Source organism: Bradyrhizobium sp. USDA 336 (assembly GCF_044908355.1).
In the GTDB taxonomy this organism is placed as follows: Bacteria; Pseudomonadota; Alphaproteobacteria; order Rhizobiales; family Xanthobacteraceae; genus Bradyrhizobium; species Bradyrhizobium yuanmingense.
On record NZ_JBIYDC010000002.1, the window covers coordinates 2641026 to 2654523 of the forward strand.

The window sequence follows — 13498 nt, forward strand, 5'->3', positions numbered from 1 at the left end:
AGTCCCGTCTGCTCGATTATCGCTTTTGTTACAAAGCAGTAGGTAGCGTAATCCGGGTTCCTGCAACGGTCAATCGCCTGCCATAGCCTGTCCCTATAGCCTTTGGTCGTGGGTCAGCGCGGCAGTGCACCACCATGCGTGCGCGACCTCACCGGCTCCGCAGAATCCGCGGGTCTGTCACCCACTGCCGGTTGCACTGCAGCAGGAATTGCCTGGTGCTGCGTCTCATCGGGCGGCTCAAGGACATTGGAAACGACAGTTACGTCGGCTTGACGCAATTCCGCCGGAGAATCTGCCGGTTCGATCGATGTATTTGCGAGAGACTGAGCCACCTCGCGCACGCCGCCGACAATGCGATCCACCAGTGCTGCCAGTTCCTCCGAGGAGCAATCCAGCGGGCCAAATCCCGGCATCGCCGTCGGGTCGTTGAAGTCCCATGCATTCTCCGCAAGCCCGACGAAGTCGCGAATCGCGGGATCGGTCGCCCAAGCGCGGCGAAGGGCCGCACGACTCAACTCGCGAGGAATCCCCTTGCCGAGGAAGGCGGTGATGTCGGTGGCAGCATTGATCTCGTCGATCGACGGCAGGCTCGACAGATCGAGCTCCGTCTCGTCCTCTTTGGTTTCGGGCGGCGGCTCGGGCTGCGCCGGGGCAGGCTTCGACGGCTCCGCCCGCGATTGCTGTTTGCGGCGGGACCAACGCGCAAGGAAGTCCTCCTCACTCATTCCTGTCCGCCTTCATGTTCGCGCCGCGCCAGCGCCTCCGGGTCGGCACGGCGCCGCTTGCGCTTGACGAATTCGCGCTCGACATGGTGCTCGGCCACGAAGCTTTCAATCGCTTCGCGCAGCACCTCCGGCATCGGCACGGCCTCGACGAGATTGTCGGCGGCTTCGGTAAAGCCTTCGCCCTCGGCGGGGTCGGCGGTCACCGCGGTGACGGTATAGGGCCAGGCGCCTTCCGCGGGCGACAGCACGACCCAGATGCTCGGACGGCCGGAGGCGAGATTGTCGCGATAGCGCGCCGTCTCCGACGGATAGAGATCGATGGTCGCGCTTCCGGCATAGAACAGGGTCGTGCCGTCCTGCTCGCGAAGCACGGTCCAGGGTTGGGTCGACGGCTCGTCCGGCAGGACAGCAATTCCGCGCCAGATGAAATCGACCCAAGGCGAGTCGGCTTTGCGCCGCTCGACCACGACGCCGACGGCAATCGAGAGGGACGGCAATGCCGCGGGGCTCATGTCGCCATCTCCAGCCGCTTCACCGGCAACCCGGTCACCAGATTCTGTGGCTTCATCCGCAGCTTCTGATCCGCCGTCATCGATAGGATCAGGTAGACCGGCTCATCCCCGACATCGTCGACGGCACGGCTGGAATCCGCAAACGTCAGCCGGAACAGCGCGAGCACGCGATCGGCGTCGCGCTCGCCGAGCTCTTCGCCGTGCCACAGACGGTCGCCGAGCCTCGTGGCATCGGCATCGAGCCCGACATACCAGGTCAGCTTCGCCTCGTGCAGCGCCCGTAGCGGCTCGATCACGACATCGATGCCGAGCAGATGGGAGACCCAACGCGTCATCGCCTGCGCCAGCGCTACAGGTCCGCGGCCATCGGCGGTCAGGTCGAGGGCCATGTCGAACTGGTCGCTCCGGTGCCAATAGGCCTCGGCATTCTCCTCGCCCAACACCTCGACCACCGCATCGGTGGTGGCGCCGAGCATCGACATCAGCGAGAGCACCGGGGTCGGGCTCCGGCCGCCGACGACCTCCTCGTCTCCCAGCAACAAAGCGTGCTCATGTGGGAGAACGCGCTGGATCCGGAAGAACAATTCGGCCGCGCGCAGCACGAACGGGTCGTCGCAGCCATCGAGCGCGTTGCGCAGGATGACGTGCACGAGCTGGTTGACGAACAGCGGCGGCAGATCGTTCGCCCCTGAGCGCACCCAGGCAAGATAGGCGGCTTCGAGCGTCGGATGCCGCAGCAGAAGATCGCGGAACGCCAGCACGAACTTGCCAATTCTCCCTGGCATCCGCATCGGCAATCGCGGCGATCTCGCCGGCGCCGACGGCCTGGCGCGGGTCGGCGAGCAAATCGCGGTGCAGCCGGCGTTCGACCGGGCACGCGTCGTCCGGCGGCATCAGCTCGGGACGGGCAAAATAGGCTTTGAGAAACTCGTCCGTGACACGCAGGCCGCCGCCCTCGTCGCGATCGAGCAGATGATGACCACAGGCGATCCAGAAATCGATCATCGGACGGTCGGCTCCCGGCCCAGATCCGCAAGCCTGAGATCGCCGTCCGGCTGGACGTCGTCCTCCATCTCCATGAACGAAAACGCCTTGCCATGCCCCTGGCCTTCCCGGAGCTGCAGCCGGCGGAACGACTCGCGGACCTCACCGTCGTTCGAAGTGCGGTGCACCGCAATAAGCGAGCTGATGGGATGGCTACAGAGCGACTGGGCGAAAGCGACCTCCTCTTCCGCGGCCGTTTTCGCCGCCGCCATATCCGGCGCGCCGAAACGATCGACCAATTGCCTCGCCAGGAGATCGACCAGGCCGTGGTAATCGTCCGCGGTCGCCGGAACGATCTGCGCCAGCGTCGACCAGCCCCAGGATTGCACCCCGAGGAAACCACCGCGAAACGCCGCGCGGGTCTTGCCCTCGAGTTTTGCGCCATCGCAATCCCAGAAGCGGAAGGCGCCGGAGACGGCCCATTCGCCCGGCTCTGCCGCCACGTCGAACACGAAGGTGTCGGAGGGATCGAGCGCGATGGTACGCAGGAGCTTCACAGGCGCGGTCCTCCGAGGGCCGGATCGAGCCAAGACGGCACCGCGAGCGCCTGGACGAGGTCTCTTCGTTCGATCATCTCCGTCCCGATGCGGCGTGTCAGGAGGTCGCCGCAATCATCGATGCGCTGAATCGTCTGCCTTTCACGTGGCATTCGCGTGAGATAGTCGCGCGCGACGCTGTCGAAGCCGTCGACCCGCCAGCCGTCCAGCGCCAGCATCAGGTGCCGGGCGAAGCTTTCCGTGATCTGCGCCGCGCCCGCCTCGCCAAAGCCTTCCTGGTCAAGCGCCGACGCCAGCGGGTGGACGCCTGGATCGTCATCATTCATGGCAACCGTCCGTATCATAGCGCCGAAGACCAGCCAGGGCGGCGGCGCGTCCTCGTCAGCTCCGGAACACCAACCCATCCGTCCGCCGCCGACCAGCCCCCCGTCGATCCTGACCGCATCCGGCCAGCCGATCGTGATCGGCTTGCTCGGCGGTGCATAGGCGCGAAGCGCGTCGGTGAGCGCGACCATGCCTGCGTAGAACGCACGCCGCGCACTGCGCAACGGCTCGGCCGGCTCGAGCACCACGGCGAACTCGGCGAGGTCGAAGCGGCCGACATAGACGAGCGTTCCGGCGCCGCTCTCCGGTGCGATGCGGCATGCATGGGCAAAAGCGTCACCGCTCTCGCGCAATCGCACCAATGTGAACGGCGGCGGCAGGTGGATCGGTTCCGCCGCGGAAACATGGCTCACTGGGATCGACGGCAGGCCGTCCTCCACTTTCCTTTTCTTCCCGATGGATAATGTCTATACGAGGCGAAGGGCCGGCGCGAGTCCGACGTCGTCGTCCGAAAGGCGGAGGAGTTAACCTGGAGCAGCCGTCGAAGACCATCCTGATCTGCTCGTGCGAAGACACGATGCGCCTCGACGTGGCTGCGATCCGGCGCGCATGTCCGAACAGCGAGGTCAAGAGCTTCCGCCACCTCTGCGGGGCGGAGCTCGATCATTTCCGCAACATGGCCGCGACAGAAGGCGTGTTGACGGTCGCCTGCACGCAGCAGGCGGCGCAATTTTCGGACGAGGCCGGCGAGCGGCCTGATGCGATCGGCTTCGTCAATATCCGCGAGACGGCCGGCTGGTCCCGCGACGGCGCGCACGCCGGCGCAAAAATGGCCGCTCTGCTTGCATCCGCCTCCATCCCCGCCCCGGACTATCCTCTCGTCACCTTGTCGAGCGAGGGCGTTATCCTGATCTACGGGCGCAATGAGGCCGCGATCGAGGCCGGCCGCCTGCTTGCCGATCACCTCGACGTCACCGTGATGCTGAAGCAGCTCGATGACACGGTGCCGCCGGTTGCCACGGTGTTCCCGATCGTGAAGGGCACGATCCGCTCCGCGAAGGGACATTTCGGCGCATTCGAACTTGTCATCGACGATTATGCGCGTCCCCGCCCCTCCTCGCGCGATCGCTTTGTGCTCGACCCGCCGCGAAGCGGGGTCACCTCGCGCTGCGATATCGTGCTCGATCTTTCCGGCGGTCCGCCACTGTTTCCCGCCCACGACCTGCGCGACGGCTATCTCCGCGCCGACGCGAAAGATCCCGCCGCGGTGCTGCGCGCCGTGCTGACCGCGCGCGATCTCGTCGGCAGCTTCGACAAGCCGAAGTATGTCGAGGTTGCGCCCGCGCTTTGCGCCCATTCGCGCTCGAAGCGCACGGGCTGCCATCGCTGTCTCGATCTTTGCCCGACCGGGGCGATCACGCCCGTCGGCGATCATGTCGCAATTGATCCGAATATCTGCGCGGGCTGCGGCCAATGCGCGGCGGCCTGCCCGACCAGCGCGGTCTCCTACGCGCTGCCGCCCGCCGATACGCAGCTCCATAAACTTCGCGCCATGCTGCTCGCCTATCGCGAGGCCGGCGGCGCGGATGCGGTGCTGCTCTTTCACGACAGCCCGCACGGCACGCCGTTGATCGACGCCCTCGCGCGGCATGGCGACGGCCTGCCGGCGAACGTGCTTCCCTTTGCCGTCAACGAGCTCACGCAGGTCGGGCTGGAGGCGATCGTCGGCGCCTTCGCCTATGGCGTCTCTGCCGTGCGCTTCCTGCTCCGTGGCAAGCCGCGCCACGACGTGACCGGATTGACGCAGACGATCGCGATGGCTGAGGCGATCCTCGGCGGCCTTGGATTTGCGGGCCGTCGCCTCGCCACCATCGAAACCGACGATCCCGACGCGCTCGGCGCGCATTTGACTGATATCGGCACGCTCGCCGCGGTCCCGACGCCGGCAACTTTCAAGACCGTCGGCAAGCGGCGCGACCTCTTGCGGTTCGCCCTCAGCGAGCTGCACCGGCTGGCGCCGCAGCCGGTCGACGTCATCGCGCTGCCGCAAGGTGCGCCGGTCGGCGCAATCAGCGTCGAGACCGATGGCTGCACGCTGTGCCTGTCCTGCGTCTCGGCCTGCCCGACCGGCGCATTGCGCGACGATCCCGAGCGGCCGGTGCTGAAATTCATCGAGGATGCCTGCGTGCAGTGCGGCCTGTGCCAGAGCACCTGTCCGGAAAAGGTCATCAGCCTCAAGCCGCAGATCGATTTCCGGGCGGCACGCGCGCCTGCCGTTGTCATCAAGGAAGAGGAGCCCGCGCTCTGCGTCCGCTGCGGCACGCCCTTCGGCGTCAAGAGCACGATCGAACGCATCGCCGCCAAGCTCGAAGGCCGGCACTGGATGTATCCGGCCGGCGACAAGCGAATCGAGGCGCTCAGGATGTGCGCGGACTGCCGCGTCGTGGTCATGAGCGAACAGCAATTCGATCCGTTCAAGGGCGTTCCGGAACGAACGCCGCCGCGAACGACGGATGACTATCTCCGCGAACGCAACGGCAAGGACTAAAGCGGACGCCGTCGAATCGGCGCAATGCAATCATCTCGACGTCGCGCGGCCCAGAAAGTCGGTCAGCGCGCGCCGGTCCTCGGCCGAGCCGATGCGCTGCTCCGGCATCTTCGTGCCGGGGGTGTAGGCATTCGGCCCGATTTCGAACAATCGTGCGACGGTTTCCGGCGTCCAGACGATGTCCATCGTCTTCAGTGCATCAGAGAAGCGATATCCCGGCACCGAAGCGATCTTGCGGCCGTAGAGTCCCGCAAGCGTGGGACCCGCACGCTGCACCTCCTTGTCCGAGAGCGTGTGGCAGGCAACACAGGCCCGAAACACATCGGCGCCGTGATCACCGGCGTAGGCCGCAAGCGGGTCGGCCGGTGTGCCGATCAGGCTTGAACCGATGGGATTGCCGGTGCGGGCATTCCAGCGCCTGATTCTGCCGTCCGCACCACCCGTCATCAGTGTCTCGCGATCGGCAAGGAAGGCGACCGCCCACACCGGCAGCCCGGGCCCAACCAGGGTGCGCAGCAGGTTGCGCGACTTGCGATCGATGATCGCCACCGTGCCGCCGATCCCGGCCGCAGCGATCAGCGCACCGTCCGCCGACACGGCCAAGGCCACCACCGGCGTCGGACTGGCCGCGACTTCGCCGCTGACCTTGCCGTCCGTTGTCAGCATGCGCAGCCTGCCATCGACCGCGCCCGTGACGATTTCACCATCCGGCGCGACAGCTACCGCGTTCAGCGGCGCCGGCAAAGTCACGATGTCAGGTTGGCCATCCGGCAGACGCCAGATGCGCAGCGCAAGATCGTAGCCGACACTGACGAGCCTGCCGTCCGGCAGGAAAGCGACACCGTTGACGTTCTGCGTATGCCCTTCGAGCACGCGGGAGGTGCCGTCCGACAGCGACCAGAGCCGCACTGTCCGGTCCCATGACGCCGATGCGAGAAGCGTCCCATCGGACGACACAGCAAGCGCTGCGATCGGTGCGACATGTCCCTCCAGCACCCGGTCCGGCTCCGGCCGGCCCGCCGTCCACACCGCAATGCGCGCATCGGCGCCGGCCGTGATCATGCGGCCGTCTTTGACAAAGGCGACGGCATTGACGCCATCGGCATGATACCGCAGCACTTGCTCTGCCGTATCCGTCCTCAGCGACCAGCGGATGACGGCGGTGTCGAAGCTGCCGGAGACAAGGCTGTCGCCATTGGGCGAGACGGCGAGAGCCCGTATCGGGCCACCATGTCCGACCATGTCGGCATGCACGGACGATGCGGCAAAGATGGCCCACAGCACTGCGGCCACCTTCGTGCACAGAGCCGATCTGTTCATTCCTGGCCGCCTGCTGACATTCACCCGCTCGAGATTGCCAGAACAGGCAACGGAAATGAATATCCCGGACCGATCTACTTGGCCGGTGCCGTCGTGGTCTTGGACGACCCCTCCGGCGCGGGCTGCATTCCGGGCGGACTCTGGCCCTGGGGGCTTTCGGGCGGCGCACCACCCGAGCCGGTATTGATCGGACCCGTCCAACCTTGCGGCTGGAGCTGGCCCTTGTCCTCAGGAGGCGTTTGCCCCGTCGGCGAGTTGGTTTGCGCCGGCTGGGCCAGGGCGCCCTCGACAATGCAAAGTGCTGCGAAGCACAGGATCGTTCTCGGTAATTTCACGCCAAGCCTCCGATGCGCTCACCAGGCCTGCAGGAAACTTGCAAGACCCGCATCCGTTCCGGATCGTGCAGCGCAGCAGCGCCGAGCTCCGGTCCCTTGGCTCGATGGGCGATGCGTCTTTCCGCCGATCCCGTGTTCAAGAGCCCCCTAGCGGGCGGATGGCTGATGCGATCGACGAGCTTGCTCGCCGCAGGCCCTGTCGTATAGATGGCGTGGTCCAATCGAGGGAGGCTGAGGATGAAGGCTTTTTTGCTTGGCTGCGTCGCGGCCGTGGTGATCGCGGTTGCCGGGATGGTGATCCTCGATCGCGTGCAGGAGCCCGCCGCGCACGCGTTTGCCACCACCGGGGTGCGTCTCTGAGAAGTCTCACTCGCGCTTGAGCCCGATCGGCCCGAGAATCGGAGCGGAGGGAACGAGCTCGACCTTGCGAACCATAGTTTTCCTGCAGCCGAGGATCGTAGATCATTGCCTGCGCCGTGCAGACGATGGCACCGCGCAAGGTGCGCTCCACGCGCCATTTCCGCCTCCGGCTTCAGAATTCGGTAACCATACGAGCATGGTTGAACGCATTGGCGCAAATTGCGCGGCGGCAGTGTCTGACCTGTAACGGCCTTGGTATAAGCGCAGCTACGGTTCGAGCGACGTTCGCGGATGATCCCGGTTTTCTTGATTGCGCATGAATAAGCCCAGCAACACGTTCGACATCGCCATCGAGCCGTCGTTCGACTTTCTGTCTCCGGAATATGCAGAGCTGTTCGATCGTTCGGCTGCCACTGCCTTCCAGCATCCGGTCTGGTTGCACAGCCTCTACACCAGGCTCGCGCCGGAAACGGATGCAACGGCTCTGGTCGTCGTGGTGCGTTACCGCGACACCGGCGCCCTTGCCATGGTGCTGCCGCTGCTCCGGATCCGGCGCGGTCCGATACGGACCGTCGAGTTCGCCGACTTGCGCGTTTCCGACTATCTGGCACCGGTTTGCAGCCCGGACGTGTTCTCGCAATTGCTCCATGATGCGGCTGCATGCGCGCAGATTCGGCGTCTTGTCCGCCCCTTCGATCTGCTGCGAATGGCCAAGCTGCCCGACGGACGGCTTCCGATCGAGGACCTCCTGGCCACGTCCCGCCGCGTTTCGATGAACACCAACGCCTACGCCACGGTTCTGGTCGCGCCGTACGAGCAATGGCGGGCCAGTGCGATGGATCGCTCCTACCAGAAGGAGCTCGCCAAGAAATATCGCCAGCTGCAGAAGAAGGGCGCGCTGAGCTTCTCATGCTGCAGCGACAGCGCCGCCGTGCTCGAGACGATGGAGGTGATGAGGAAGTTTCGCGGCCCGCGCTTTCACGCACAAGGCGACGGAGACCTGCTGCAGCGGCCCGAATATTACGGCTTCTATTCCGACGTCGCCCTTCGAGGCCTTGGCTCTTTCGTCCGTCTCTATGCCATGAAGATGGACGGTGAAGTGATCGCTGCCGTGCTCGGATTGTGTCACCGCGGCAGCTTCCTCATCATCATGAGCGCCTTCGACATAGCCGGCTACAGGAGCCAGTCCATCGGCGCGCTGACGTTCGAACAAGTGGCGCGAGATTGTATCGAGCGCGGAGATCAGATGCTCGACTTCACAATCGGCGACGAGCCGTACAAGAAATCGTTCGGCGCACAGCCTTCACCGATGTGGGAGGTCACGCAGGTCGGCAGCGCCGCAGGCGCAATCGCCCTCTTCGCGCTGAAGCAGGCGCCCTGGCTCAAACTGGCGGCCAAGCGGCTATCGGATCTGAAGGTTCAACCCGCGCACACTGCGACGCCCACGCGCTGACCGGCGAAGGTCGCAGAGTTCAAGCGCGCAGCGCGCCGCGGACACGCCCAAGCCAGCCCGGATGCATCTGATCGACGCGGTGTGCAAGACTGCGCCGCAGGAAGTGCAACCGTCGCCGCACGTCCCAGCCGATATCGTTGCGCGAGGTCAGCGCCTGGCGGAAGCGTGCCATCTTCAGCGACTGCTGATCCGCCGCGATCTTGTCGCGATCGGCATAGAATTGCGAGATCTTCTCCAGGCCCATGCCTGCAGTCATGAGCCATCGCGGCACATATTCGGTGCAGAGACGGTCGACGTCCACGAGCAGGCGGGCGACGCCCGTTCCGGCCGCGGGACAATTGGTCTGGAACGCATCGCCGATGAGCACGATTCCGGGCCGGAGATGCCCCTCGACGACGGTCAGATCCATCACCCAGTTCTGGACGCGATCGGTCACGCGGAAATCGCCGAGGTAGCTCCGCAATCCCGGCAGCAGGCGCAAGATTGTCGCCTCCGGTTCGCGGCGCAACTCGCGCATAACAGGATCGGTCGGATCGCGGAACATGAAGAGATTGGCGCGCATTCCGGCGTGGACCGGAAACAGGCTGAGATAGTCGATGCCATCCGCCGTGCGTTCGCCGTAACAGGTCAGCGCCTCGAAATCGAACGGGGTGCCATCCTTGCGCGCGATCGTGAAACCGAACGACACCGAATGGTGCTCGGCCAGCACGCGCCGCCTGATGCCGAGCTTGTAGCCCAGGGCTCCCGCCATGCCCGTGGCCAGAACGACGAGGCACGTCGTCACGCGCCGTCCGGAGGCGAGCTCGAGATGCTGGACATCGCCGCTGCTGCCAATCGCTGTGACCTCGTCGACGATCAGGTTGGAAGGATCCGGAAGCTGGCGACGCGCCATTGCGACGAGATCGGCATAGGCAAAACCGTAGGCCCTGCCGACGCTGACATCGACCACCTTGCCCTCACGGATGTTGAGCACTTGATCATATCGGCACGCGACATCTTCGAGCGCATCGAGAAAGCCGAGCTTGCCGAACAGCTCCAGCTGATGGCCGCCCATCTTCTCGACCCGAAACTCATCCGGATGGACTGCCCGCTTGTCGATCAGAGCGACGCGACGCCCTGCCCGCGCCAGCACGGCCGCCGCAAGCGATCCCGCAAGGCCGCCACCGACGATGGCGACGTCCGAGTCGATGGTTGCGGTCTCGTCCCCGTCGACCGGCTCGGTCACGGTTCTCGTCATGGCTCCGGCTCCCACGGTTAACAGCGTCTGCAGTGCAATTCTCTCGCCTGATGTCGCATCGCAGGGCCGGGTGCGAACATTTCCTGAGATTGAGGTTAATGACCGCAGGTGCCCAGTTCGCCGACTCGCCGCGGCACGCGTCTTGCTGTCCCGAATCCATTCTGCACGCGAGCCCCAGATCTCGCCTTCTCAGTCGTCGATGCGGCGTTGTGTCGTCCGTCGCGCGAGTTGGAACGCGCAGATGTTGGACAATGGAGACAGCGATGTTCCAGAACGAAGCAACCCGTATCACCGCGATCGCCGAATCCTCCAACTCGTCCATTAACACTCGCGATTGCTCGACATGCTAGGTTCTCGCCGGTATCGGAACATGTCTCGTCAGGGGAGCGCGGCTCCCTTAATCCTTCCATGATCGCATCCATTCTCCAGTTCATGCGGCGCGACGTCACGCGCGGCGTTGCCGGGACCATCCTGCTCAAGGTCGGCAGCGGCGTGCTCGCGTTCGCGTTGTTCTCGCTGGCGGCGCGGACGATGTCGCCTGACGGCTTCGGCATCTTTGCGACCTGGCTGTCGGTCGCGCAGATCGCAGCCGTCGTGGGACTGGTCGGCCAGGAATCCCTGCTGGTGCGATTCCTGAACGAATATCAGGTCGGCGAAAGGCCGGACCTTACCAAGGGCGTGCTGCAATCGAGCTTGAAGATCGCCTCGGTCGCAATGCTGATCGTGATCGGCGGGATCGCGATCGTCGCGAGCATGAGAGGCGACTGGTGGCTGCTGATCCTTGCGGTGTCGGCCTACACGGCCGTCAATGCCGGATTGATGCTCGGCAGCCAGATCGCGCGCTCGCTGGTCAGCATTCTCATGGGCGAAGGAAACCGCGAGTTCCTTTGGCGGGCCCTCGTCGTCGTGTTCCTGCTCGTCATGCTGCTCGCCCAACGCCAACTCGATCCGGCCGAGCTGTTCGCGGCGATGACGGTCGCCATGTCGGTTGGCCTTGTTGCGCAGATCGTATCCGTCGCGCGCGTGCTGCCGGATCTGCGCAGTACGCCGGCGCGCTCAGAGACGTCACGCTGGCGCTCGAGTGCCCTGCACTTCTGGCTCGCATCGATCCTCGAAGTCGCCAATCAGTATCTCGACGTCATTCTGGTCTACTGGATGCTGGATCCGACGACCGCGGGAATCTACTTTGCCGCCTCGCGCCTCGCCAACATTTTCGCCATGGTGTCCGCGGCGCTTTACACGTTCGGTGCGCGCCGGCTCCCGTCGCTGTATTTCAGCAAGAACCACGGGGAGTTCGCGCGGACCTCGCGCTTGATGGCGGAAGTGACTGGGCTCTGCGTCGTCGCCGGTCTCGCCACGATCTGGATCGGCGGCCCCTATCTCCTCAACCTGTTCGGACCTCATTTCGCCGAACAGCATTCGGTCCTGATCGTGCTCGCAATCGGAACCGCCATCCAGGCGGCGGGTGGCCCGTCTGCTGCGATCCTGCAACTGACCGGTCATGAACGAATCTATGTACCGGTGGTCGCTGCCAACGTCGGGCTGCGGCTCGTCGGATTTCTCGTCCTGGTCCCCTTCCTCGGCGTGCTTGGCGCGGCGATCTCGACGACCGTGTCGCTCGCGCTCGCGACCATCGCCCTGAACGTCCTCTGCCGCCGGCGCAGCGGGGTGGATCCTTCCGTTCTGGTGCTCTTGCGCTTCCCAGCATCGAGGCGCGGCAATTACGCCGTTCGCAGCGCGGACTCGCGTGACTAGGTGTCAGCACGCGCCGCCGGGGTGAACGCGCAGGACCGATTGGTTAACGCGCCAGCCGGGAACCAGCGGAAATGCTGCGCGAACGACGTCGTCGCCATGGATCCGTATTAACTCAGTTTGTTGCTAGCCGGTGTCCGCGAGATGCCCGCATGATAGGTACGGAGTTAAGAAGGTGAAGATTTCGTTGCTTTAGCGGGTCGGGATCCGTGCTCCATTATCAGCCGAACAAGGACCTGGACGAGACGAGCGCGACGGCACCTGCGCGGAACGGCGGTGGGCGAAAACTCCACGTGCTTCTTGCGCAAACCCAGGCCGAGAACGCCGGTGCACAGGAGATCTCCCGGCTGCTCGGCGCCGGGCTGACCGCGCGCGGTTACCGGGTCACCAACCTGTTCTTCTTCCGCAAATCGGACTCCTTTGATGAGCCGCCCGAGACGCTCTATTGCGCGCCGAGCCGGCCGGGCAATCCGCTGGCGCTGCTGCGGATGCTGTGGACGCTCGGCGGCCACATCAGAACCACCAGGCCCGACGCCGTCTTGACCTTCCAGCATTTCGGCAACGTCATCGGCGCCGGCGTCACGCGCCTCGTCAGCCGTGCACCCGTCGTCGCCAATCAGGTTTCATCCGCGCTGGCGATGAGCTGGCCGGTCCGCACCGCCGACATCGCCATGGGCAGCCTCGGCTTCTTCGACTGCATCACGCTCAATTCGCAGGACATGGAGCGCGAATATTCGCGCTACCCCGCAGCCTACCGGTCGCGCATGGTGCATGTGCCGCACGGCTTCGACGACAAGGCCCTTACCCTGTCGAAGGAGGCGGCACGAGGTCAATTCAACCTGCCGCCGGACCGCGTCCTGCTCGGTTGCGCGGCACGGCTGCATCCGCACAAGCGGCTCGATCTGGCGATCGGTCTGCTGCCGGATCAACCGTCCTGGCATCTTGCGCTGGCCGGCCAGGGAGCCGACGAGGCCCGGCTGAGGCAGCTCGCGAACGACTTGAACGTCTCGGACCGTCTGCATTTGCTTGGAGAGATTCCTCCCGGCCGGATGGCGGACTTCCTTGCTTGTCTCGACGTGTTCGTCTTTCCGACCCAGGCCGAGACCTTCGGTCTGGCCGCGGTGGAGGCCGCCAACGCCGGTGTTCCCTCCGTCGTGACCGATCTTCCCGTCCTGCGCGAAGTGTTGTCCTACGAAGGCAGACCGACGGCACTCTTCGTCGATGCCTCCGATCATGCGAAGCTCTCCGCGGCGGTCTCCAGGTTGGTAACCGACGAGCAATTACGTGACGAGCTGCGACAAAACGCCAAAGGCCTGCGGCTGCGCTATTCGGTAGATGCCATGGTCGAGGAATACGTCCGAATTCTCGACCGGGTCGTTTGACCTGATAGG

The 13498-nt window shown here is 64.9% G+C and carries 12 protein-coding genes and 1 pseudogene; 5 read left to right on the forward strand and 8 right to left on the reverse strand.

The genetic code is table 11. From position 1 onward, the window contains the following. Nucleotides 1–113: 113 nt before the first annotated feature. From ABIA45_RS13355 to ABIA45_RS13375, 5 genes and pseudogenes are all read right to left on the reverse strand, one after another. Nucleotides 114–725, reverse strand: a complete 612-nt coding sequence (locus ABIA45_RS13355; RefSeq protein WP_404652345.1) for a DUF3306 domain-containing protein — start codon at nt 723–725, stop codon at nt 114–116. Then, nucleotides 722–1237 (reverse strand): DUF3305 domain-containing protein, encoded by a 516-nt coding sequence (locus ABIA45_RS13360; RefSeq protein ID WP_275501077.1) that lies wholly within the window; start codon nt 1235–1237, stop codon nt 722–724. The genes ABIA45_RS13355 and ABIA45_RS13360 overlap by 4 nt, the downstream gene beginning before the upstream one ends. Beyond that, a pseudogene (locus ABIA45_RS13365) lies at nt 1234–2242 on the reverse strand (DUF6352 family protein). The gene ABIA45_RS13360 and the pseudogene ABIA45_RS13365 overlap by 4 nt, the downstream one beginning before the upstream one ends. After that, nucleotides 2239–2778 carry a DUF6505 family protein gene (locus ABIA45_RS13370; protein ID WP_404652347.1) on the reverse strand — a complete coding sequence of 180 codons (540 nt, stop codon included), beginning with the start codon at nt 2776–2778 and terminating at the stop codon, nt 2239–2241. The pseudogene ABIA45_RS13365 and the gene ABIA45_RS13370 overlap by 4 nt, the downstream one beginning before the upstream one ends. Then, nucleotides 2775–3542 (reverse strand): biotin/lipoate--protein ligase family protein, encoded by a 768-nt coding sequence (locus ABIA45_RS13375; RefSeq protein WP_404652349.1) that lies wholly within the window; start codon nt 3540–3542, stop codon nt 2775–2777. Before ABIA45_RS13375 ends, ABIA45_RS13370 begins: the two co-directional genes overlap by 4 nt. 137 nt (nt 3543–3679) lie before the next feature. On the opposite strand from ABIA45_RS13375, the gene ABIA45_RS13380 reads away from it, so the two are divergent. Beyond that, on the forward strand, nt 3680–5650 hold the full coding sequence (locus ABIA45_RS13380; RefSeq protein ID WP_404652351.1) for a 4Fe-4S binding protein: 1971 nt from the start codon (nt 3680–3682) through the stop codon (nt 5648–5650). Between the two features lie 30 nt (nt 5651–5680). On the opposite strand, the gene ABIA45_RS13385 is transcribed toward ABIA45_RS13380, so the two are convergent. Next, the gene (locus ABIA45_RS13385; RefSeq protein ID WP_275501217.1) at nt 5681–6970 is read right to left on the reverse strand and encodes a c-type cytochrome; all 1290 of its coding nucleotides are present in this window, start codon (nt 6968–6970) and stop codon (nt 5681–5683) included. A gap of 74 nt (nt 6971–7044) precedes the next feature. Then, on the reverse strand, nt 7045–7305 hold the full coding sequence (locus ABIA45_RS13390; protein WP_128262436.1) for a hypothetical protein: 261 nt from the start codon (nt 7303–7305) through the stop codon (nt 7045–7047). A 237-nt stretch (nt 7306–7542) separates the two neighbouring features. Between ABIA45_RS13390 and ABIA45_RS13395 the strand changes: the two genes are divergently transcribed. Further along, entirely contained in the window at nt 7543–7665 is a 123-nt protein-coding gene (locus ABIA45_RS13395; protein ID WP_271541106.1) for a hypothetical protein, read from the forward strand. 316 nt (nt 7666–7981) lie between these two features. Then, nucleotides 7982–9118: a GNAT family N-acetyltransferase gene (locus ABIA45_RS13400; protein ID WP_404652352.1), complete on the forward strand. Its 1137-nt coding sequence runs from the start codon at nt 7982–7984 to the stop codon at nt 9116–9118. Between the two features lie 19 nt (nt 9119–9137). On the opposite strand, the gene ABIA45_RS13405 is transcribed toward ABIA45_RS13400, so the two are convergent. Next, a complete protein-coding gene (locus ABIA45_RS13405) occupies nt 9138–10355 on the reverse strand; it encodes an FAD-dependent oxidoreductase (protein ID WP_404652354.1) in 1218 nt (405 codons plus the stop codon). A gap of 408 nt (nt 10356–10763) precedes the next feature. Between ABIA45_RS13405 and ABIA45_RS13410 the strand changes: the two genes are divergently transcribed. Together ABIA45_RS13410 and ABIA45_RS13415 are read left to right on the forward strand one after the other, a co-directional pair. After that, nucleotides 10764–12110 carry a lipopolysaccharide biosynthesis protein gene (locus ABIA45_RS13410; RefSeq protein ID WP_404652355.1) on the forward strand — a complete coding sequence of 449 codons (1347 nt, stop codon included), beginning with the start codon at nt 10764–10766 and terminating at the stop codon, nt 12108–12110. A gap of 206 nt (nt 12111–12316) precedes the next feature. Continuing rightward, entirely contained in the window at nt 12317–13489 is a 1173-nt protein-coding gene (locus ABIA45_RS13415) for a glycosyltransferase family 4 protein (protein WP_271541114.1), read from the forward strand. Nucleotides 13490–13498: the final 9 nt, after the last annotated feature.

Coding starts and splice junctions, on each gene's coding strand:
- ABIA45_RS13355 (WP_404652345.1), bottom strand. CDS start 725: ATGAGTGAGGAGGACTTCCTTGCGCGTTGGTCCCGCCGCAAACAGCAA.
- ABIA45_RS13360 (WP_275501077.1), bottom strand. CDS start 1,237: ATGAGCCCCGCGGCATTGCCGTCCCTCTCGATTGCCGTCGGCGTCGTG.
- ABIA45_RS13380 (WP_404652351.1), top strand. CDS start 3,680: ATGCGCCTCGACGTGGCTGCGATCCGGCGCGCATGTCCGAACAGCGAG.
- ABIA45_RS13385 (WP_275501217.1), bottom strand. CDS start 6,970: ATGAACAGATCGGCTCTGTGCACGAAGGTGGCCGCAGTGCTGTGGGCC.
- ABIA45_RS13395 (WP_271541106.1), top strand. CDS start 7,543: ATGAAGGCTTTTTTGCTTGGCTGCGTCGCGGCCGTGGTGATCGCGGTT.
- ABIA45_RS13400 (WP_404652352.1), top strand. CDS start 7,982: ATGAATAAGCCCAGCAACACGTTCGACATCGCCATCGAGCCGTCGTTC.
- ABIA45_RS13405 (WP_404652354.1), bottom strand. CDS start 10,355: ATGACGAGAACCGTGACCGAGCCGGTCGACGGGGACGAGACCGCAACC.
- ABIA45_RS13410 (WP_404652355.1), top strand. CDS start 10,764: ATGATCGCATCCATTCTCCAGTTCATGCGGCGCGACGTCACGCGCGGC.